At 55.4% G+C, this 20,023-nt stretch carries 19 protein-coding genes; 9 read left to right on the plus strand and 10 right to left on the minus strand.

From position 1 onward, the window contains the following. Positions 1–3: 3 nt before the first annotated feature. On the plus strand, positions 4–840 hold the full coding sequence (locus tag BLR44_RS18860) for a M90 family metallopeptidase (protein ID WP_176956117.1): 837 nt from the start codon (positions 4–6) through the stop codon (positions 838–840). On the opposite strand, the gene BLR44_RS18865 is transcribed toward BLR44_RS18860, so the two are convergent. Together BLR44_RS18865 and BLR44_RS18870 are read right to left on the minus strand one after the other, a co-directional pair. Next, positions 837–2,699: an alpha-amylase family protein gene (locus BLR44_RS18865; protein WP_245706111.1), complete on the minus strand. Its 1,863-nt coding sequence runs from the start codon at positions 2,697–2,699 to the stop codon at positions 837–839. The two genes, BLR44_RS18860 and BLR44_RS18865, sit on opposite strands and share 4 nt — an antisense overlap. 47 nt (positions 2,700–2,746) lie before the next feature. After that, positions 2,747–3,727 carry a glycosyltransferase family 9 protein gene (locus BLR44_RS18870; protein WP_089684919.1) on the minus strand — a complete coding sequence of 327 codons (981 nt, stop codon included), beginning with the start codon at positions 3,725–3,727 and terminating at the stop codon, positions 2,747–2,749. Positions 3,728–3,840: 113 nt separating this feature from the next. Between BLR44_RS18870 and BLR44_RS18875 the strand changes: the two genes are divergently transcribed. Further along, positions 3,841–5,085 carry a M16 family metallopeptidase gene (locus BLR44_RS18875; protein WP_089684921.1) on the plus strand — a complete coding sequence of 415 codons (1,245 nt, stop codon included), beginning with the start codon at positions 3,841–3,843 and terminating at the stop codon, positions 5,083–5,085. A gap of 15 nt (positions 5,086–5,100) precedes the next feature. Here the strand turns inward: BLR44_RS18875 and cdaA are convergent, their stop codons facing one another. Both cdaA and folP read right to left on the minus strand, forming a co-directional pair. Next, complete coding sequence (gene cdaA, locus BLR44_RS18880) at positions 5,101–5,964, minus strand: diadenylate cyclase CdaA (protein WP_089684923.1); 864 nt, start codon at positions 5,962–5,964, stop codon at positions 5,101–5,103. Further along, positions 5,961–6,812 (minus strand): dihydropteroate synthase, encoded by an 852-nt coding sequence (folP, locus tag BLR44_RS18885; RefSeq protein ID WP_089684925.1) that lies wholly within the window; start codon positions 6,810–6,812, stop codon positions 5,961–5,963. The genes cdaA and folP overlap by 4 nt, the downstream gene beginning before the upstream one ends. Positions 6,813–6,958: 146 nt before the next feature. Between folP and BLR44_RS18890 the strand changes: the two genes are divergently transcribed. The 4 genes from BLR44_RS18890 (at position 6,959) to BLR44_RS18905 (ending at position 10,665) form a co-directional block, all read left to right on the plus strand. After that, on the plus strand, positions 6,959–7,519 hold the full coding sequence (locus tag BLR44_RS18890) for a DUF1599 domain-containing protein (RefSeq protein WP_089684927.1): 561 nt from the start codon (positions 6,959–6,961) through the stop codon (positions 7,517–7,519). Then, positions 7,506–8,594, plus strand: a complete 1,089-nt coding sequence (locus BLR44_RS18895; RefSeq protein ID WP_089684930.1) for a BT_3928 family protein — start codon at positions 7,506–7,508, stop codon at positions 8,592–8,594. Before BLR44_RS18890 ends, BLR44_RS18895 begins: the two co-directional genes overlap by 14 nt. Next, positions 8,591–9,097 carry a shikimate kinase gene (locus BLR44_RS18900; RefSeq protein ID WP_245706112.1) on the plus strand — a complete coding sequence of 169 codons (507 nt, stop codon included), beginning with the start codon at positions 8,591–8,593 and terminating at the stop codon, positions 9,095–9,097. The genes BLR44_RS18895 and BLR44_RS18900 overlap by 4 nt, the downstream gene beginning before the upstream one ends. 158 nt (positions 9,098–9,255) lie before the next feature. Further along, entirely contained in the window at positions 9,256–10,665 is a 1,410-nt protein-coding gene (locus tag BLR44_RS18905; RefSeq protein WP_176956118.1) for a M20 family metallopeptidase, read from the plus strand. A 55-nt stretch (positions 10,666–10,720) separates the two neighbouring features. Here BLR44_RS18905 and BLR44_RS18910 read toward each other — a convergent pair whose 3' ends face one another. The 4 genes from BLR44_RS18910 to rlmN form a co-directional block, all read right to left on the minus strand. After that, a complete protein-coding gene (locus tag BLR44_RS18910; protein ID WP_089684934.1) occupies positions 10,721–12,172 on the minus strand; it encodes an NADP-dependent isocitrate dehydrogenase in 1,452 nt (483 codons plus the stop codon). A gap of 226 nt (positions 12,173–12,398) precedes the next feature. Further along, positions 12,399–13,433, minus strand: coding sequence for a hypothetical protein (locus BLR44_RS18915; protein WP_218127123.1), 1,035 nt, complete (start codon positions 13,431–13,433; stop codon positions 12,399–12,401). Positions 13,434–13,557: 124 nt separating this feature from the next. Beyond that, positions 13,558–14,235: an ACP phosphodiesterase gene (locus tag BLR44_RS18920; RefSeq protein ID WP_089684936.1), complete on the minus strand. Its 678-nt coding sequence runs from the start codon at positions 14,233–14,235 to the stop codon at positions 13,558–13,560. Next, on the minus strand, positions 14,232–15,293 hold the full coding sequence (gene rlmN / locus BLR44_RS18925) for a dual-specificity RNA methyltransferase RlmN (RefSeq protein WP_089684938.1): 1,062 nt from the start codon (positions 15,291–15,293) through the stop codon (positions 14,232–14,234). The genes BLR44_RS18920 and rlmN overlap by 4 nt, the downstream gene beginning before the upstream one ends. Before the next feature lie 329 nt (positions 15,294–15,622). On the opposite strand from rlmN, the gene BLR44_RS18930 reads away from it, so the two are divergent. Beyond that, positions 15,623–16,000 (plus strand): group III truncated hemoglobin, encoded by a 378-nt coding sequence (locus BLR44_RS18930; protein ID WP_089684941.1) that lies wholly within the window; start codon positions 15,623–15,625, stop codon positions 15,998–16,000. 35 nt (positions 16,001–16,035) lie between these two features. Here the strand turns inward: BLR44_RS18930 and BLR44_RS18935 are convergent, their stop codons facing one another. Next, on the minus strand, positions 16,036–16,734 hold the full coding sequence (locus BLR44_RS18935; protein ID WP_089684943.1) for a TVP38/TMEM64 family protein: 699 nt from the start codon (positions 16,732–16,734) through the stop codon (positions 16,036–16,038). Between the two features lie 90 nt (positions 16,735–16,824). On the opposite strand from BLR44_RS18935, the gene BLR44_RS18940 reads away from it, so the two are divergent. Further along, positions 16,825–17,964, plus strand: coding sequence for a cystathionine gamma-synthase (locus BLR44_RS18940; protein WP_089684945.1), 1,140 nt, complete (start codon positions 16,825–16,827; stop codon positions 17,962–17,964). Positions 17,965–18,046: 82 nt separating this feature from the next. Here the strand turns inward: BLR44_RS18940 and BLR44_RS18945 are convergent, their stop codons facing one another. Then, a complete protein-coding gene (locus BLR44_RS18945) occupies positions 18,047–19,027 on the minus strand; it encodes an OmpA family protein (protein ID WP_089684947.1) in 981 nt (326 codons plus the stop codon). 107 nt (positions 19,028–19,134) lie between these two features. Between BLR44_RS18945 and BLR44_RS18950 the strand changes: the two genes are divergently transcribed. Next, positions 19,135–20,007, plus strand: a complete 873-nt coding sequence (locus BLR44_RS18950) for an SDR family oxidoreductase (protein ID WP_089684949.1) — start codon at positions 19,135–19,137, stop codon at positions 20,005–20,007. Positions 20,008–20,023 lie beyond the last annotated feature (16 nt).

Below are 20,023 nucleotides of genomic sequence, written 5' to 3' on the forward strand. Positions count from 1 at the left end.
TCCATGGCGTTGCGCATCTTACTTTTTGCCCTGCTGGTGGCAGTGGTCCTCTTGTTGTTTTACTTCCGGCTTACCCGCTACGCGCGGTGGAAGCGCCGGGTGCTGGCCGAGCCGTTTCCCGAACAATGGCGCGAGATTCTGCAAAAGCGGGTGAGCTTTTACCGGAAGCTTTCGGACGAAGAAAAGGCACGGTTCGAAAAGCGCGTGCAGCTTTTTCTGGCCCGCACGAACGTGATCGGCCTAAAGATGGAAATCAACGACACCGTTCGCGTGCTGGTCGCCGCCAGCGCCATCATTCCGGTGTTTGGTTTCGACGAATGGGAGTACGACAACCTGGCCGAAGTGCTGGTGGTGCCCGGCTCCATTCAGCCGGAAAACGAGGGGGAAGACTATGGTGTGGGAACCGTGCTGGGGCAGGCACGGCAGTTTCAGAATCAATACTACGTCAAAATTTCGAAGCCAGTGCTGGAAGCGGGATTCAAGAGCGACGACCAGAAAAACGTGGGCATCCACGAGTTTGCGCACCTGATCGACCAGGCCGACGGCGATGTGGACGGCGTACCCGAATCGCTGCTACCGCCCGAATTGCTGCGCTCCTGGAGCAAACTGATGCACAAAGCCATGGCCGAAATCAAACGCAACCGCTCGGACATCGACGCGTATGGCGCAACGAGCGAACAGGAATTTTTCGCGGTCGTGACCGAATACTTCTTTGAAAAACCGCAGCAGCTGGCCGAACATCATCCGGAGCTGTATCAACTGCTGACGAAGGTGTTTCACCAGAATCCGAAGCAGCGCTTTTCCCGGAAGGTAGGCGGCATGCTCGGCCACCGACGCTAAAACGCGTACAAACAGCCCGACAGCGGCGGCAGTTTCAGCGGAATGCCTTCTTTGGCAGCCTGGTCCCAATCGAGGTTGATGCCGCTTCCCGAAAAAATATCCGTCGCCCCGACCGGCCGATCGTCGAGCTTCATGGCCCGGCCCGCCTCGAACGGAATCCGCAGCCGGATCGACTCCGACTGGCGGCTGAAGTTGGCTACCACCAGCACGCGGCTGTTTTCCGTGTGGCGCAGGTAGGCATACACCCGATGGGCGGGGTAATCGTCGCGGTCCAGGTTGGCGTATTGCAGATCGTACAAGGCACCGTGGGCCAACGCCTCGTTCTGGCGGGTGGCACGCAGCAACTTCTTGTAGAACTCCCGCAGCGACCGCTGTTCCGGCGAAAGCAGACCGCCGTCGAACGCATGGTTGTTCATCCACTTCTGGTGTTCGGGCACGCCCCAGTAATCAAAAATGGTAGTGCGCCCGTCGTCACCACTGAAGCCGGAAGCGCCTTGGGCGGGTTCCCCCACCTCCTGCCCGAAATAGACCATCACCGGTCCTTCGCTCAGGGTAGCCGTCACGATCATGCCCGGGATGCCCGTCTGGGCATTTCCCGCGAAATCGGGCGAAGCAATGCGCTGTTCATCGTGGTTTTCCAGGAAGCGTAACATGTGCGCGCTGATGCCTTCCTGACTCTGCCAGATGGTCGTAAAATGTTCGGCCGAGGCGTGCGGATGGTCGGCCATCACGGCCCGAATCGAGTCGTAAAGCCCCACTTTGTCGTAGAGGTAATCGAACTTTCCATCGAAGATGTAGGAACGGTAGGCAGCCGGGTTGTAAATCTCGGCGATGAACCGGATGTCGGGATTGATTTCTTTGATCTTCGGGATGACCCATCCCCAGAACTCGACCGGCACCATTTCGGCCATGTCGCACCGGAAACCGTCCACGTCTTTTTTCGCCCAGTAGGTCAGAATGTCCAGGCACTTCAGCCAGGTACTCGGAATAGGATCGAAGTGTTTGGAGTAATCGCCTACGTAGTTGACGCCGTAGTTCAGGCGCACGGTTTCGAACCAATCGTCCAGTTGCGGCTGTGCGGTCACTGCTCCATTGCCCGATACCTTGGCCGGCATCTCGTCGAACTTGCCATCGGCCGTCGGAAAGGGCAGCCCTCCCAGCGGTTTGTAGCCCTTCGGCACCCGAAATTTTTCGCCGGGAATGTAATAGAAGTTGTTCTGCGCATCGAACGCCACCGACGTGTTGTCGTCTACCCCGAAGTCGGACATGCCGTTGGGATTTGCATCCGAATGATAGGAACGCGCCACGTGGTTGGGCACAAAGTCGATCAGGACCTTCAGACCGTTGCGGTGCGTGCGTGCGACCAGTGTCTCGAATTCCTGCATCCGGTTCGGCACGTCGACGGCCAGGTCGGGATTGACGTCGTAGTAGTCTTTGATGGCGTAGGGCGACCCGGCACGGCCTTTGACCACGTCGGCGTCGTCGTACGGAATGCCGTAGGCGGTGTAGTCGGTGCAGACGGCATGTTCGATGACCCCTGTATACCAGACGTAGGTGGCACCCAGGTCACGGATTTCCTGCAACGCGCGGTCAGAAATGTCGTTGAATTTGCCCACGCCGTTCTCATCGCGCGTTCCCCACGGCTTATTGGTCGTGGTGGTGTTGCCAAACAGGCGGGTCATCATCTGGTAGATGATCAATTTATGGTCTTCCGGCGAAGTAGCCGACGGAGCGGCGGTAGTATCCGACATAGTCGTTTGCGATTTTTCGTTCGTAGTACAAGAGGTCACAACGCTCCACAGCAGCAGAAGCGCGGCCAGATGTTTCGTGAAGGTGGTGGAAAAAGCCTCTTCGGTCATAGACGGCAAAGTAAACGTCAGCCCACTACATTACGGAAGTCTGGCGCTTATTTCGCAAAAAATTGTTCGATCCGAATGTCGTGCGCGCACCGGAAATGCCCCTGCGGACACTGCCGGTAGCCGTGCAGCCCGCACGGTCGGCACGCCAATGGCTCCTGCACTTCCACCACGGCCGAGTCGTCGGACAACGGCCCAAACCCGAAGGCCGGTACGGTCGAACAGAACACGGCCCGGGTGGGGGCGTTCATGGCCGAAGCCAGGTGCATCGGCCCCGAATCGTTCACGTAATTCTGCTGCGCTCCGGCCATGAGCGCTGCCGACTGTAGCAACGAAAACTCCCCGCAAAGGTTCAGTGCCTGAGGATGTTCGCTCGCGCTCCGAATGGATTCGGCCAAGGCATGGTCGCCCGGCGCGCCGATCAGGTACACCCGGGTTTCTGGCGGCAACGCGTCGAGCAACCGAACCCATTGCTCGGCCGGGAATTGCTTGGTAAACCAGACCGAAGCCGGCGCAATGCAAACGTAGGTTGCCTGCTGGTACGCGCGCACACGGGCGAAATCGTCGGCCGAAGGGTAGAGCCGGGGGCGCGCTGGCTGCGCGTCTGTCAGGTCGGCGATGAGTTGGTGATTCCGTGCCGTTTCGTGGGTGCCGTCGCCGATCTGGTGCGGAAAGCGCGCCGAAAAGAAGCGCGAAAACGGATTTTTAGCGAAGCCGACGGTACGCTCCGCACCCGACAGGGCCGTGACCCATCCCGACGAGGCAAAGCGCTGGAGGTTGATCACCAGGTCGTAACGCTCCTGCCGCAGTTGCCACAGCAACCGCCACAGGCCCCGGTATTTCTCCCGCTTTTTGTCCCAAATCCACAACCGCCGCAGGTACGGGTGCCCAACCAACAGACCTTCGTTGCCCCGGCGCAGCATGAAATCGAGCGTAGCGTTGGGGTAATGCGTCCGCAATTTTTCGACGAGCCCCGTGGCCAGCACCACGTCGCCCAGGAACGCCGTCTGGATGATCAGAATTTTTTGCACCGGGCAAAGATACGCCAACTGCCCCCGATCCGTGTCCGCCCGCCCGCGCCGCCCCTACCTTTCGTACATTTGGGATAAACTCTCGGGAATGCTACGTATTTTTGCGGCCTTTTATGGAAGAGCGAGATTACGAAATCCACCAGTTTCCGAACGGAATCCGGGTGGTACACAAGCAGGTACCCCACACCAAAATTGCCCACTGTGGTTTTGTGCTGAACATCGGGAGCCGCGACGAGAAGGAAGACCAGCGGGGCATTGCGCACTTCTGGGAGCACATGGCGTTTAAGGGTACCCACCGCCGCAAAGCGTTTCACATCCTGAACCGCCTGGAGACCGTGGGGGGCGAACTGAATGCCTATACTACCAAAGAAAAAATTTGTTTTTACGCATCGTTGCTGGACCGGCACTTCGAGAAAGCGGCCGAGCTGCTGACCGACATCACGTTCGACTCGGTGTTTCCCGAGCGGGAGATTGAAAAGGAGCGCGGCGTGATTCTGGAAGAGATGTCGATGTACCTCGACACGCCCGAAGACTCAATCCAGGACGAATTTGACGAGGTGGTATTTGCCAACCATCCGCTCGGCGTCAACATTCTGGGGACGGCCGAAAGCGTCCGGGGATTTCAACGGCAAGATTTCCGGCGGTTTCTAGACGAGAACATGGACACGCAAGAGCTGATTTTTGCGTCGGTTTCGTCGCGCCCGTTTGCGGAAGTGTTGCGGTACATGGAAAAGCTTCTGCGCGACCTGCCTGCCCGGTCGGCTCCCCGGCAACGGATGCCGTTCCTGCAGTATACGCCTCAGTATCAGCAGACCGAGCGCCCCATTACACAGGCCCATTGCGCCATCGGGCGTCCGGCATTTGCCCTCAGCGACGAGCGACGGTTGCCCTTCTTTATGCTGACCAACCTGTTGGGTGGCCCTGCCATGAACTCACGCCTGAACTTGGCGCTCCGCGAACGCCACGGCTACGTCTATTCAGTCGAGGCCAATTATACGCCCTACATCGATACCGGGCTGTTCAGCATTTACTTCGGGACGGAAAAGCGGCAGTTGAAGCGCAGCATTGCGCTGGTGAAGAAAGAGCTCAAAAAGGTGCGTGAACAACCCCTGGGGTCGATGCAGTTGCACAACCTGAAAGAACAACTGATGGGGCAACTCGCGATGGCAGAAGAAAACAACGCCAGCCTGATGCTGTTGCTGGGCAAAAGCCTGCTGGACCTGAACCGGGTGGAAAGCCTCAACTCCATTTTCGAGCGCATTCGTCAGGTGACGTCCGCGCAATTGCAGGACCTGGCGCAGGAGATGTTGCAGGAAGCAGCACTGAGCTTCCTGATTTACTGGCCGGAAGAAGATTAAGAAAAGGCCCGTGCCCTAGGCCGGAGTATGCAGAATGGGCGAGTCTTCTTCGGGAGTGGTTTCCGGCACGACTTCTTCTTCGTCCACATCTTCGTTCAGATAGTGGTTGATTTTGTCGCGCAGCTCGGTGATCGACAGGTTGTGTTCCAGACGACCGTTGAACGCCAGCGACATCTGTCCAGTTTCTTCCGAAATGATCAACACCACACTGTCGGTTGCTTCCGACATGCCGAGGGCAGCACGGTGGCGCAACCCCAGGCTCGCCGGCACTTCGGTGTTCTCGGTAACCGGCAGAATGCAGCGCGCTGCTTTGACCTGGTTGTTGTAGATGATGACGGCCCCGTCGTGAAGCGGGCTGTTTTTGTAGAAGATGCTCAGCAACAGACGCTTGGAAAGCTTGGCGTCGAGGATATCGCCCGATTCGGCGTAGAACTTCAACTCCGAGCTTTTGGCGAAGACGATCAGGCCGCCCGTGTTGGTGCCCGACATGGCTTTGGCCGCTTCCAGCACCGGCTGCAGGTTCAGGTTGGTCAGGTTGGCGTTGCGCCGCAACAAACTCCGCAGGAAAAAGTCGTTGTTGAAAAACGTACTCTTCCCGATCACCATCAGAAACTTCCGGATTTCCTGCTGGAACACCACGATGGCGGCAATCACGCCCACGTCGATAAACTGCCCCAGAATGCCGGTCAGCAGCTCCATGCCCGTCGCCTTTACGATGAGGTAGAGCAGGTAGATGGAAATGATCCCGATGAAAATCCGGATGGCCACACTCCCCCGCATCAGCTTGTACAACTGATACAGCAGGTAGCCGACCAGCAGGATTTCTGCGACGTCGACGAATGTTACCTCCAGGAAACCAATCGGAAAAAGTAACATCAGTGGGGTAAACAGTTTACTAATTGAATCACTTCCATTGCCTCTTTAACGTCGTGCACCCGCAGGATATTTGCGCCTTTCTGCAGCGCCAGGGTGTGCAGTACGGTGGTGCCGTTCAGCGCTTCTTCGGGTTTGATCCCTAACGTGCGCCAGATCAGCGACTTACGCGAAAGCCCCACCAGCAGGGGCAATTCTAACATTTTTAATGTGTCTAACTCTGCTAGTAACGCAAAGTTCTGTGTCCGGTTTTTGGCAAAGCCGAATCCCGGGTCGAGAATGATGTCTTTGACGAGATGCTTCCGTAGAAAATACACCTTTTCCTGAAAGAAATCAACCAGTTCCTGGACGAGGTCTTCGTACTGATTCAGCGTCGTCATGGTTTGGGGCGTGCCGCGCATGTGCATCAAAATATACGGCATTTGCAACCGCCCTACCGTCGCGAACATATCGGGATCGAGTTCGCCCCCCGAAATGTCGTTGACCAGCGCCGCGCCCGCTTCTACGGCACGCTCGGCAACAGCGGCGCGAAACGTATCGACCGAGAGGACCGCTTCGGGAAAACGTTGGGCGAGGGCTTCAATCACCGGCACCACCCGCCGCAGTTCTTCGTCTACCGGAATGTCGTCCGCGCCGGGGCGCGACGAATACCCGCCCACGTCCAGAAAGGTCGCGCCCTGCTGCAGCATTTGTTCGGCCTTTTGCAAGGCTAACGTAACGGTAGGATACCGGCTTTGGTCGTAGAACGAGTCCTGCGTGACGTTCAGGATACCCATGACGCGGGGAGTCGACAGATCGAGGAGGCGGTCGTGGATGCGTAACGTGCGCGGAGGCGTGAAAAGCAGGTTGTCCATGTATGCTGGCTGACAACACGCTAAATTAATGGAACTCACCGCTTTATTCTAGTAGTTTTCGGGTTTTTATTACTTTTGTTTTCTGACTTTACCTCCTCCTGATGCCACGCATCGGCATCGGCCTACTGTCCACATAGGAACGTCTTTTGGAAACACAAACTGAACAAGAATACCGGCAGGTGATTCGCTATTGCCGCGACCTGTTTGAAAAGAAAACGCGCGACTACGGCACCGCTTGGCGAGTGTTACGCCTCTCTTCCATTACGGATCAGATTTACATCAAAGCCCGGCGCATCCGCTCGATTCAGGAGAAGGGACAGCAACGGGTAGAAGATGCCGTGGCGCTGGAGTTTGTCGGCATCATCAACTACTGCCTGATTGCCCTGATGCAGCAGGAATTGCCCGCCGATGCGGAACCCGAACTGGGATTCGATCAGTTAGCGGTGTTGTACGACCGGCACGTGGAGCGGAACCTGGAGCTACTTCGTAACAAAAACCACGATTATGGGGAAGCCTGGCGCGAAATGCGGGTCTCTTCCATTACCGACATCATCCTGATGAAGTTGCATCGGACGCGCCAGATCGAAGACAACGCTGGCCAGACACTGGTGTCGGAGGGTGTGGAAGCCAACTACCGCGACATGATCAACTACGCCGTATTTGCTCTGATCAAATCCGATTTTCTGAAAACCCATGTCGTTGATTAACCAGCTTTTCCGGTTTGCGACCGGCGTGCTCTTCATTTTTTCCGGACTCGTCAAACTGAACGATCCGGTTGGGACGCAGATCAAACTCGAAGAGTACTTTGAAGTTTTCTCGACCGATTTTGCCTCGTTTTTCCACTACCTGATTCCGCTGGCGCTGCCGCTGGCCGTGGTGCTGTGCGTGGCCGAGGTGATTCTGGGCGTGGCGCTGCTGTTGCAGTACCGGATGCGCCTGACCATGTGGGCGCTGCTGTTGCTCATCAGCTTCTTCACGTTCCTGACGTTCTACTCGGCCTATTTCAACAAAGTGACCGATTGCGGCTGTTTCGGCGATGCCATTCCCCTTGATCCATGGGAGTCGTTCACGAAAGATGTCGTGCTACTAATCATGATCGTCGTGTTGTTTGTACAGCGCAACCGCCTGCGGCCCGCCTTGCCCTCGCGCGCGGCACAAGTGGTGGTGGGCGGCGCCACGGTCCTTTCGTTGGCGCTGGCTCTGTACGCCATCAACTACCTGCCGCCGATCGATTTCCGGCCGTATAAGATCGGCAATAACCTGCCGCAGTTGATGGAAAGCTCCGCGCCGTTGCAGTACCAGTACGTGATGGTGAAAAACGGGAAAGAGGAAGTGTTCGATCAGTACCCGACCGACACCACTTACAAGTACAAGGACATGATCTTGATCAATCCGGAGGCTCTGCCGAAAATCACGGACTACCAGGTCTGGAACGATCAGGGCGATTTTACCCAGGAAACCTTTCAGGGCAAAAAGCTGCTTATTGTCGTTCAGAATCTGGAACATACGGATGTCGAGAGTTACACCAAAATCAACCAGTTGGTCGGCGGTCTGCCGGCCGACGTCAAGCCGATGGTGATCACGTCGGTCAATCCCGAAGCGTTCGAAATTTTCCGACACGAGGTGCAGCTGGCCCTCCCCTATTACTTTGCCGACGCCACCGTTCTGAAAGCCATGATCCGCTCGAACCCAGGGCTGATGTTACTGGAAGACGGCGTGGTGCGGGGCAAGTGGCACTACCATACCATCCCTTCACCTGACGAACTGACGGCGCAACTGTGACAGAGACGATTTTTCTGATCGGCATGCCAGGATGTGGCAAATCTACCCTGGGCCGTGCCCTGGCCGCCGCGCTGGACTACACGTTTGTAGACCTGGATGCGCAGATAGAAGCAGACGAAGGGCGCACCATCCGGGATATTTTTGCGCAGGACGGTGAAGTTATTTTTCGGGAGATCGAAGCCCGGACGCTGCGGAAAGTAGCTGCTCAACCGCACACTATTGTTGCCACCGGCGGCGGTACGCCCTGTTTCCACGACAACCTGGCGGTGATCCACGCCCAGGGCATCAGTCTCTTTCTGGACACCTCGTTGTCCACCATCCTCGCGCGGATGGAAGCTGCCGAGCGCGCCGTGCGGCCCTTGCTGGCCCAAGAGGATCTTAAAGCAAAATTGGAAGAACTTTATACCCGCCGAATCTCGTATTATGCTCAGGCAGATCTACGTATTCCGGAGGCCGACTCGGATGTAAGCTCTGTGTTGCAAAAGTTACAGGAACGTGCCTGATAATCACTGAGATAACACAGATTACTCGCCGGTAGAGAAGCGCCTTTGTGATACGCTCGCGATTTGCGTATCTTTTGCCAATCTGTGTCAACTCAGTTTTTTTAGGATTGTAAACGTTCGAGATAACTATGCTCCGAGTGTTGTGTTGTGTTTGGATCATGAGTGGAATCCTCGGAGGAGTTTCAGCACAGATCACCCATCAGCCCCCCGCCCCCCCGGCCAATACACCGGCTGAACTGCTGAGCCAGTACATCCAGCAGCCTTCGGTAACGGGCCAGGAAGCAGGTGCCGGCCGTTTCTTATCCTCCTGGTGCGAAGCGCAGGGCTTGCAGGTCACGGTGTTTACCGACCAGGATTCCAGCTATAACTTTGCGGCTTCGCTGTATCCGCTGTCCGATCCGCGCCCCAACATCGTGCTGATGCACCATATGGATGTGGTCTCTGCAGCCGACACCCTGGCCTGGGAACGCCCTCCTTTTGCCGGGGCCTACGTGCAGGATTCGGTCTGGGGACGTGGCGCGCTCGATTGCAAAGGCTTGGGTACCATGCACTTGTTCGCCATGCTGGATTTTATTCCTCTGTCGCGTCGCCTGCCCCTGCCCTATAACGTCACCATGCTGGCCGTTTCGGGCGAAGAAGTCGGAGGGATGAACGGAAGCGCCATCATCGTCGATCGCTACCTGGAAGCCCTGCATCCTGCGGTTGTATTCGGAGAAGGTGGGTCTGGCGTGCAAGACGTCGTCCCATCGCATCCGGAAATTCCGGTATTTGGCATTTCGGTGGCCGAAAAAAGCAATCTATGGCTGAAGCTGGACTTGTCGTATCCCTCCTACAGTCACGGTGCTGCGCCGCCGCGCCAGTACGCCAACCGCGCGATGTTGCGGGCCTTGTACCGACTGAATAATGTAAAAACGCCTTATGAGTTTACCCTGGTCAACAAACGGATGTTCCGTGAGTTGGGCGAGTTAGAAGGGGGCGTGAAAGGCTACGTGCTGAAGCACATCAACTGGCGCATTTTCCGGCCATTTGTGCGGAAGTACTTCGAAGAACAACCGCTGTTGCGCGCCCTAGTGACCAATACAGCCATTCTGACCAACATTTCTAATCCGCCGGGACCGATCAATCAGATTTCCAGCAAGGTGACTGCTTACCTCGATTGCCGCTTGTTGCCCGGCACCAACCGTAAGAAATTCATTCGTGAAATCCGCTCCGGGTTGTTTGAGCCCCGCTTCAAGGTAACCATCGTCGACCAGAGCCCCGAAGCCCCGCCGACGCCCCTCGACGAGTTTTATGAGGCCACGAGCGCGGCCATTCAGGAGGTTTATCCCGATGCGGCGGTGATGCCCATTCTGTTTCCTGCTACCACCGACAACAATTACTACCGCGACAAAAGCATTCCTACCTACGGAATTGTACCGGCGTTGATGACCGAAGAATTGATTGCCAGCATCCACGGACCCAATGAGCGTATCGCGACGACGTCGCTGAAGCAAGGGGTTCAGGTATTTCGGAAACTGCTCGCGCACTTTTTGGGTGATCCGACCGTCGTTCAGGTCGACGTAAAATAAAAAAGCGCGAGAGTAAACCTCCCGCGCCTGATTCTAAAGCGATTGAGCGCTCTGGTTATTCTCCTTGCCCGAGCGAGTAGCCCCGAACCCCATCGAAATAGTACAGATTTTCGGTCTTCACGATGTCGTAGCCCGCGTCGGTCACTTCCTGCATCAGTTGCATCAGTTGCGCTTTGGTGACTGCCGCACTCTCGTCCTTGCGCGTAAAACGGCAGCACCAATGGTCCGTGAACGATTTGCCGGGAATGTCGTCCGGCCAGGCTTTTACGCCGCGGTTCGTAATGGTCAGCAGCTTCAACCCGTCTTGCGGTACCTGTGCCAACCGATCGCCCAACTCCTGCGCCGCCCCATTACTCCAATCCAGGAACAAGTCGATGCCGATCAATTCTTTGGCCTTGGTCTGGTGCACCGTCTGTTTCTCTGTCACACGTGCTTTGGGCGCATCCGAGTAACTGACCGGCGCAAAATGTTTCGGCAGCTTGCCCATCCGCTCGATCACGGCATCGGCAAATTCGCGCGTCCCGACTTTCTTTTCGCTGACGTGCATCTTGAAAATATCGGCGGTATGAATCCCGTCTTCCAAGGTACAAAGCCACGCGTTGTTGATCTTGGCCGCTACTTCGGGCAGGTTGACGTGCACCAGCATCATGATGGCGGCGTTCAGCAGGCCAGAAGGGTTGGCGATGTTTTGTCCCGCAATGGTAGGAGCTGAGCCGTGAATGGCCTCAAACATGGCACACTGGTCACCAATGTTGGCCGAGCCCCCCAGGCCGACCGAGCCCGCCACTTGTGCGGCGATGTCCGAAATGATGTCGCCGTAGAGGTTCAGCGTTACGATCACGTCGAAACGCTCGGGCGTATCGGCGATCAGGGCCGACCCGATGTCGATGATCCAGTGTTCCTGATTAATGTCCGGGTATTCCTTCCCAATCTCGTCAAACACGCGGTGGAACAACCCGTCGCTCATCTTCATGATGTTGTCCTTCGTCATGCACGTCACTTTCTTGCGGCCGTAGGCGCGGGCGTACTCGAAGGCGTAACGGACAATCTTCTCACACCCCGGTCGGCTGATCAGCTTCAGGCACTGCACTACCTCGGCGGTCTGCTGGTGCTCGATGCCGGCGTAAAGGTCCTCTTCGTTCTCCCGGATGATCACCAGATTCATGGAAGGGTGGCGCGTCACGATGTAGGGGTGAAACGACTGACAGGGACGTACGTTTGCGTACAACCCCAAAGTTTTACGCGTCGTGACGTTCAGGCTTTTGTAGCCGCCGCCCTGCGGTGTGGTGATCGGTGCTTTTAAAAATACTTTCCGGTCGCGCAGCAGGTCCCAGGCGTCGGCCTGAATGCCCGCACTTACGCCCTGCTTATATACTTTTTCACCTATTTCAATGGTAGCAATGTCCAGAGGAGCACCCGCTGCATCCAGTATGCGCAAGGTGGCGTCCATAATTTCCGGTCCGATTCCATCGCCGTTGGCAACAACTATTTTTACTTTGTCTGACATAGAAGGTGAGGGGATAAAGGAACAATGTGTTTCACCGACGCAGTGCTGCGTCACTCAAAGGTAAGCACGAGTTGCCCAAGAAGTCGCCTAACGTATTATTTTAGAGCCTATTCCTGAAAAATTACCGGCCCAGCGTGCGATTGTGCTGCGCTGGCAAAAGCAGCAACTGCCCGGAAACCGTTACGTCGCCGGGCCGTACTCCCCTTGCTGTACGGGGAAAGACCGATTAGGGATTAGGCGCGGTCGAAGCCTCAGCCGGAGCGGGAGTTTCGAGGCGGGTGGCTTCGGGTGTAGAGGAAGGCAGGGAAATGTTGCCCCCGACGAAGCGAATCAGAAACACCATAATGACGCTCACCACCAGGCCGGTCACTACTTTGGCCAGATCGCTACCCGCCAGGCGTGCTACCGGATTGATGTTGCGCTCGCGCAACCGCCACGCAATGGCGAATTCGCGGCCGGCCAGCAGTCCCACAAATACCCAGGTGGTACTCATCGGAATGGCGCTCCACTCCTTGAAAATCAACAGAATGAACCCGTAGATAAAGTCGATCAACGTGGCCGAGCGTACGTCGTCGGTATTGGTTTTGCTTTTAACGATTCGCTGAATGACGCCCCCACGCATGTAGAAAATCAGCGCCAGCAAGGCCAGCAGTGCCACCAGCGAAAAACAAAGCTGGGAAAAGCTCAGGTCGCGCGGTAGGTACACGTAAATGTTGGCCATGTCCTGAATCAGCCACTGCGACCACAGAAATCCGGTTGAGATCCATTGGGCGGCCATCCAGCGGCGGTCTTCTCCCGCAAAGTGGGTATCGATAAAGTGCCGCTCGATGGTGCGGGAAATGCTCAGGTACACGCCGATCGACGCCACAAAAGCGACCAGATAGCCCAACAACGATTTGATGACCATATCGCCCAGCGCCCCGGGCGAGAACACGCTCAGAATCAGGAAAGTAGTACTGACCGGAAACCCGAAGCGGGTGAGCAGCATCAGCACCAGCGGCGGCAGGATGTACCACCATTCCAGTGTGGTGGGCAAATCGATTTTAGAAAGACGTCCGTACGAAACATCGCCGCCGTAGGCGTACCATCCCCAGCAGACCACCACCGTGAGAATAACGGCAGCATAGGCCCATAAAATGTACCAGGGGCGCTTTTCGTTTGAACTTAAGAAGGTTCCGAGGGTTTGAATAACGTCGTTTCCTACCACCGAATAGGCAGAAAGCAAAAAGCCGACGTACATCACAAGTGTTGTAATCTCCATAAAAAACGCAACACGCAATTGAGGCGCTTGCTTACCGGGTAGGCGACGAACAGCAGTGCGGGTTCGTTCTCCCAATTTGTACGGCAAAGGTAGCCATCTTTATCACCGATGTGTTAACTCTGTGTTAAATCGCTTTCCGCGCCAGCGAATCGTGTAGGGCGTCCCAGCCCTCCGTGTCTTCCTGAAGACGTCGAACTGCCTCAGCCACAAATTTTTGCAATATTACGTGATTCTCGTCCAGCGGTTTGCCCGTCACGCGCCGGTAAACGCCTGCCAGCGATTGTACCACACCCGCCTGCTGCTGATAGCGTTTCAAAAATTGCGCAGCCCTGAACTGCTCCAGAAATCTGTAAAACGTGGTAGCATGGGCTTCCCACGACAACCACTCGAAAATCTTCACGACACCTTCGAGCGTAACACGATCCAGTTGTGCATAAAATTGGTCGGCCAACGCAGGCTCTTTCTGCAGAAGTTGCCGGTCGAGCAGGATTTCAACCGCGACATGGGCCAGAAAGTAGTCGTATTTCTGCAACAACGGCACTGGCTGCGCACGCAACCAGTCGGTCAGTTCCCGCACACGCGTTTGAAACCAAGGCAACGTATGAAACACCCGATCGACTTCGACGTGGCGCAGAATGCCTTCCCGCACCGGCGTCCAGTAGGCTGTGTCGGGCAACGAGGGGAGCGCAGCCGGAATGCGCAACACGCGCTGTGCGCGCACCAGATCGGGCAACACCAGTCCTAGCGTATAATAAGGATCGTGGTACGTACGGTCAAGATAATAGTGCGATAGGTAATTCACGCGCCCTGCCGTTCCTTGATCGCCAGTTGACCGCACGCCGCATCAATGTCTTTGCCCCGGCTGCGCCGCACGTTGACCGTGACGCCACGCTTCGCCAGGTAATCCCGGAAACTATTGAGCCGGTCTTCGCCGGTATTGACAAAGCTGGCTTCGGCGATAGGGTTGTATTCGATGATGTTGACTTTGCAGGGGAAGTGGCGCGTGAACCGGTACAGTTCTTCGGCGTCTTTTAAGGTATCGTTGAAATTATAAAAGACGATGTATTCGAATGTAACCGGATTTTTTGTTTTATTGTAAAAGTACTTCAGCGCATCGCGCAACGCTACCAACGAGTTGCTCTCATTAATGGGCATAATCTGATTGCGCTTCTGATCGTTGGCGGCATGCAGCGAAAGGGCCAGGTTAAATTTGACCTGATCGTCGCCCAGTTTGCGAATCATCTTGGCAATGCCGGCAGTAGAGACCGTAATGCGGTGCGAAGCCATGTTCAGACCCGATGGCGAGGTGAGGTAGTCGATCGACTGCAGCACGTTTGCGTAATTCAGCAACGGTTCGCCCATTCCCATGTACACGATGTTGGTGAGCGGTTTCTGATAGAACGTTTCCGCTTGTTGGCGGATCAGCACAACCTGGTCGTAAATCTCCGCGGCATCCAGGTTTCGCTTGCGTTCCATGTAACCCGTCGCACAAAACTTGCACGTTAACGAACAACCTACCTGCGACGAAATACAAGCCGTCATGCGGGTATCGGTCGGAATCAGCACTCCTTCCACCAAATGACTATCCCACAGCCGAAAGGCTGATTTGACCGTTCCATCGCCACTCTGTTGTTGGCTGTCGACCCGGACAGGACGCAGGGCATAATGGGCCTCCAGTTGCTCGCGCAACGCACGCGAAAGGTTGGACATCTCGTCGAAGCTATGCGCCGACTTTTGCCATAGCCATTGCTGAATCTGCTTGGCACGGAACGGTTTTTCGCCTACCGAAGTCAAAAATTGTTGCAAGGCGTGGTCGTCGGCCTTACGGATGTCGGGTAATGTAGAAGAAGGGGTTTGCATGGTCGCGGCTGAGCCTTACAAATCAGGAGAATAAAGTATGGTCTTAACTAAGATGATCTGTAAAAGATTCCACCGCCTTGGACGAAACGTCGAACGAGTTAAAACTTTAAGCGGCCAAATCCTCATTAATAAAATACAATATTATGCTTAAATTAAGCTATTCTAACGCATCAGTTCTTACGTATTAACAAAACTCTCATTCATTCGCTTGTATGTTGTTTAATTTTTTTTCAGAACAGATGTAAGGAAGATCAGATTTGATCACTATATTTGCTAAGACGATTAGATTATTTGCATAAACGAATATTCAATTTTTAAATCCAATAGCCATGACAGCAGATCTAAGTACAAGCCAAGATGTTCGGAACGTAATCGATTCCTTCTGCGAAAGATTACGTCGGGATGAGATGATCTCTCGTTATTTCCAGTACGTAGACTGGAAGTCGAACTTGCCTCAAATGTACAGCTATTGGTCGTCGCTTCTGTTGGGTAGAAAAGAAGAAAGCCGTTCGGAAGGACGTCCTTTCCCGAAGCATATGATGATGCTCGGGTTAACCGAAACCCAGTTTCAGCGTTGGATTCAGCTTTTTTATAAGGCCATTGATGAGAAATACAAAGGGGAAAAAGCCGCGAAGATGAAATTGAACATCCACGCGCTCACCCTGGCTTTGCAGTCGCGGTTGCATGTTATGAACGCAGACGACTGATTTTTTTGACTCTAGCCTGTCATTTTTTAGCCACGTTAGCGTTCTGCCGACGTGGCTTTTTTCATGGCGCGCCGGATGTAAAAGGTCAGCCCCACCAGCGAAAACAGCACCAGCGCCACGACGACCACGCGTTCGGTCACGCCCCCCCCCTCTTCCAGCACATTGCGCAATTGAAATGCCTGTTGGCCGATGGCAGTCATCAACACAGTCCGGGGCAGCATCCCGACAGTACCTGCCAGAAGAACGGTTCGTAGTCGCATGCGGAGCATCGCGAACAGAACATTCATCACCGCAAAGGGCAGTACCGGCGACAACCGCGCCAGCACGACGACCTGTGCATTGTCGGCACGTAACATCTGTAGCGTTCGTTGGACCTTCTCGAACTGATGTAAACTTTGCAGGAAGGTGCCGCCGTCCAACTGCCGGGCAACGAGGTATCCCAACCAGGCAGCAATCGTATAGGCCGGTACGCTCCCCAGCAACGCCTGAAATCCCAGGAAATAGCCTGTCAACAGAGCGATAAAGGTGGTGGGGGTGACGCCCAGCGCCATGCTCAACGCAAACGCCGCGAATACACCGCTCCAGGTCCAGGTCGAAAAATCGGCCACCTGTGTTTCGTATTGAATGGCTCCTACGACCAACACGCTGCTGACCAACAGCGGAGCCACGCTGAGCCAGAGCATCCAGTAAAAGGCAGCACGGTTGGTACGCAGAAAGGAAAAGATACGGTGCATAGAAACAGGAAGCTATGGGCCACGCTTTCCGAAAAGACCAATGCCTCAGGAGGTTTTGTTTAATTTACAGCTCCTAACGAACTCAGATTTATGAAATTCGGAACCAAAGCTATTCACGCCGGCGTCGAGCCCGATCCCTCAACCGGAGCGGTAATGACGCCCATTTTTCAAACGTCTACCTACGCCCAAACCTCACCGGGTCGCCACAAAGGTTACGAATATTCGCGTACGCATAACCCTACCCGCACTGTAGCGCAACGCAACATTGCAGCCCTGGAAAACGGAAAGTTTGCCTTCTGCTTTGCGACGGGCATGGCCGCTACCGATACGGTCGTCAAACTCCTGAAGCCCGGCGACGAGGTGGTGGCAACCAACGACTTGTACGGCGGGACGTACCGACTCTTTACCAAAGTATACGAAGCGTACGGAATTCGTTTCAAGTTCGTCAACATGCACGACCTAGAGAACATCCGGGCCGCCATTACCGACCAGACGCGCCTTCTCTGGCTGGAAACGCCCACCAATCCGCTGCTGAAAGTCATTGACATCGCCGGTGCGGTGGCGATCGCCAAAGAGCGCAACGTGATGGTAGCCGTCGACAATACGTTCGCGACGCCTTACCTGCAAACGCCGCTTGACTTAGGTGTGGACATTGTGATGCACTCGTTGACCAAGTACATGGCTGGTCACTCAGACGTGGTGATGGGCTCGCTTGTGGTCAACGACGAAAAGCTGGCAGAGCGCATCGCCTTTCTGCAAAACTCCGTTGGGGCAACGCCCGGCCCACAGGATTGTTTCCTGTTGCTGCGGGGCATCAAAACCCTGCACCTCCGCATGCAACGCCACTGCGAAAACGCCCGCGTCATTGCCGAGTATCTGCGTAGCCACCCGAAAGTAGGGCAGGTTTACTGGCCCGGTCTGGAGGACCATCCGGGTCACGCCATTGCCAAAAAGCAGATGCGCGACTTTGGAGGCATGGTTTCGTTTGTCCTGAAGAACGATGATCTGGAAGAAGCCAAGCGTGTGATGGAAAGTATCGAGTTGTTCACCCTGGCCGAATCGCTCGGAGGGGTCGAATCCATTTGTACTCACCCCGCCAGCATGACCCACGCCAGCATTCCCAAAGAGGAACGCGAGAAAAACGGCCTGAAAGATTCTCTCATTCGCCTTTCGGTCGGTGTGGAAGATGTCGAAGATCTGGTGGAAGACCTAAAGCAAGCCATTGGCTAAATGTAAACCCGCCCACACAAATACAAAAATCCCTGACACTCGGTGACGAGCGCCAGGGATTTTTGTTAAAGGCCGAATCAAACTAGTTCTCCAGGATTTGCAGAAGCTCGTCCAGCTTTGGCGTCAGGATGATTTCAGTCCGACGATTCTGCTGGCGGGCTGTAGCAGTTTTGCCTTCGGCGATCGGCACAAACTCTCCGCGCCCGGCTGCGATCAGCCGTGCACCGTCCACACCGTCTTCGTTCAGCAGCCGCACGATCGAAGTGGCCCGCAGGGCGCTCAGGTCCCAGTTATCGGCAATGCACTGGGTTTTGATCGGCACATCGTCGGTATGACCTTCCACCATAATGCTCACGTCGCTCTGCTCTCGCAGGATGGGTGCCAGCTTTTTCAGGGCGTCTACCCCTTTGCGGTCTACCGCGTAACTACCTGACTTAAAAAGCAATTGCTCTGAAAGCGAAACATACACCTTCCCGTTGCGGATGTCGACCGTCAGGTCTTTCTCCGTAAAATTGAGGAGAGCGTTGCTGACGCGCGTCCGCAGATCGTTCACGGCAGCCTCCTTGTCGGCCAGCACCTTCTCCAGTTCCTTCACCCGTTCTTCGCGGGCCTTCAGGTTATTACTCAGCTCGTCGATTTCGCGGCGGCTCTCCTGCAAGCGTTGCTCCGTGGCAATCAGGGCCTGCTCGCGTTCGGCCAGCGTTCCGCTTAGCTTGTTGGCTTCGGCCGTGCTGTTGGACAACAGGCGGTTGTGGTTGCGAATCAACTCTTCGTACGTATTGTTTAGCTCGTCGTAGAGCGTCTTTTGCTTCACATACGATTGGTTCAAACGCGCTGAATCTTCAGCCAAGCGGCGGTTGTTCTCCTGAAGCGAACTATAGGCCCGGTTGCGTTGCTGCATTTCTTCTTCCAACTGCGCCAAGCGCGTTTCGCAGGCTTCCAGCCCTGATTCCAACTGCGTTTTTTCGGCAGTCAGGTCGTCGTAACGTTTCCGGGTAACACAACTGGACAATAGCGCCACCGCCAGCAGCAGGGTGGTCAGCGATCGAGTAAAGGTGGACATGAGGCGTTGAGTTTTGTGAACAAGCGTAGCGTAAATTGGCCGATATCAATCACTTCGAAACCAATCGGCATTCTTTACCTTGGTGCAAGATATAACAAAACAACCTGATGATGTACAATGAACCAATGCTAAAAGAGGGGGCTTTGCGTGGCAAAACCATTCTGGTTACCGGTGGCGGTACGGGCCTGGGCCGCTCGATGGGCAAGTATTTTCTGGAGCTGGGGGCCACGCTGGTCATCGCCAGCCGAAAGCTCGATGTGCTGGAGCAAACCGCCCGCGAACTGGAAGAAAGCACGGGAGGCACGGTCCTGCCACTTGCTTGCGACGTCCGAAATCATCTGGACGTAGAAAACACCCTGAAGGCGATTCTCGACCGCTTCGGGAAGCTGGACGTGCTGGTCAACAACGCCGCCGGCAACTTTATCAGCCCGACGGAACGGCTCTCACCAAAGGGCTTCGATGTTATCGTCGACATTGTGCTGAAAGGTACTTACAACTTTACGCTCACCTGCGGCCAACACTGGATACAGCAGCAGCAACGGGCTTCCATTCTGAACATCGTGACGACCTACGCCTGGACAGGCTCGGGCTACGTAGCGCCGTCGGCTTGCGCAAAGGCGGGCGTGTTGGCCCTGACTCGCTCGCTGGCCGCCGAATGGGGCAAATACGGCATTCGCTCCAACGCCATTGCCCCCGGCCCCTTTCCGACCGAAGGGGCGTGGAGTCGTCTGCTGCCGAAAGAACTAGACGAGAAGATTGACCTGAAGAAACGCATTCCGCTGGGACGCTACGGCGATCATCAGGAACTGGCTAACCTAGCCGCTTATCTGGTTTCGGATTACGCGTCGTACGTTAACGGCGAGGTAGTAACCATCGACGGGGGCGAGTGGCTCTACGGAGCCGGGGAGTTCAATCACCTGGATCAGATCCCGGCCCCGATGTGGGACTCGCTCGAAAAAGCGGTTCGCGGTAAAAAATAAGCCACAAAAAAAGCCA

Source organism: Catalinimonas alkaloidigena (genome assembly GCF_900100765.1).
Taxonomy (GTDB): domain Bacteria; phylum Bacteroidota; class Bacteroidia; order Cytophagales; family Flexibacteraceae; genus Mooreia; species Mooreia alkaloidigena.

Excerpts from the sequence above, each read along its gene's own strand:
- BLR44_RS18935 (WP_089684943.1), bottom strand. The coding sequence starts at position 16,734 with ATGCACCGTATCTTTTCCTTTCTGCGTACCAACCGTGCTGCCTTTTAC.
- BLR44_RS18895 (WP_089684930.1), top strand. The coding sequence starts at position 7,506 with ATGTCGTTGATTAACCAGCTTTTCCGGTTTGCGACCGGCGTGCTCTTC.
- BLR44_RS18945 (WP_089684947.1), bottom strand. The coding sequence starts at position 19,027 with ATGTCCACCTTTACTCGATCGCTGACCACCCTGCTGCTGGCGGTGGCG.
- folP (WP_089684925.1), bottom strand. The coding sequence starts at position 6,812 with ATGGACAACCTGCTTTTCACGCCTCCGCGCACGTTACGCATCCACGAC.
- rlmN (WP_089684938.1), bottom strand. The coding sequence starts at position 15,293 with ATGCAAACCCCTTCTTCTACATTACCCGACATCCGTAAGGCCGACGAC.
- BLR44_RS18915 (WP_218127123.1), bottom strand. The coding sequence starts at position 13,433 with ATGGAGATTACAACACTTGTGATGTACGTCGGCTTTTTGCTTTCTGCC.
- BLR44_RS18860 (WP_176956117.1), top strand. The coding sequence starts at position 4 with ATGGCGTTGCGCATCTTACTTTTTGCCCTGCTGGTGGCAGTGGTCCTC.
- BLR44_RS18910 (WP_089684934.1), bottom strand. The coding sequence starts at position 12,172 with ATGTCAGACAAAGTAAAAATAGTTGTTGCCAACGGCGATGGAATCGGA.
- BLR44_RS18950 (WP_089684949.1), top strand. The coding sequence starts at position 19,135 with ATGATGTACAATGAACCAATGCTAAAAGAGGGGGCTTTGCGTGGCAAA.
- BLR44_RS18905 (WP_176956118.1), top strand. The coding sequence starts at position 9,256 with ATGAGTGGAATCCTCGGAGGAGTTTCAGCACAGATCACCCATCAGCCC.
- BLR44_RS18940 (WP_089684945.1), top strand. The coding sequence starts at position 16,825 with ATGAAATTCGGAACCAAAGCTATTCACGCCGGCGTCGAGCCCGATCCC.
- BLR44_RS18875 (WP_089684921.1), top strand. The coding sequence starts at position 3,841 with ATGGAAGAGCGAGATTACGAAATCCACCAGTTTCCGAACGGAATCCGG.
- BLR44_RS18865 (WP_245706111.1), bottom strand. The coding sequence starts at position 2,699 with ATGACCGAAGAGGCTTTTTCCACCACCTTCACGAAACATCTGGCCGCG.
- BLR44_RS18930 (WP_089684941.1), top strand. The coding sequence starts at position 15,623 with ATGACAGCAGATCTAAGTACAAGCCAAGATGTTCGGAACGTAATCGAT.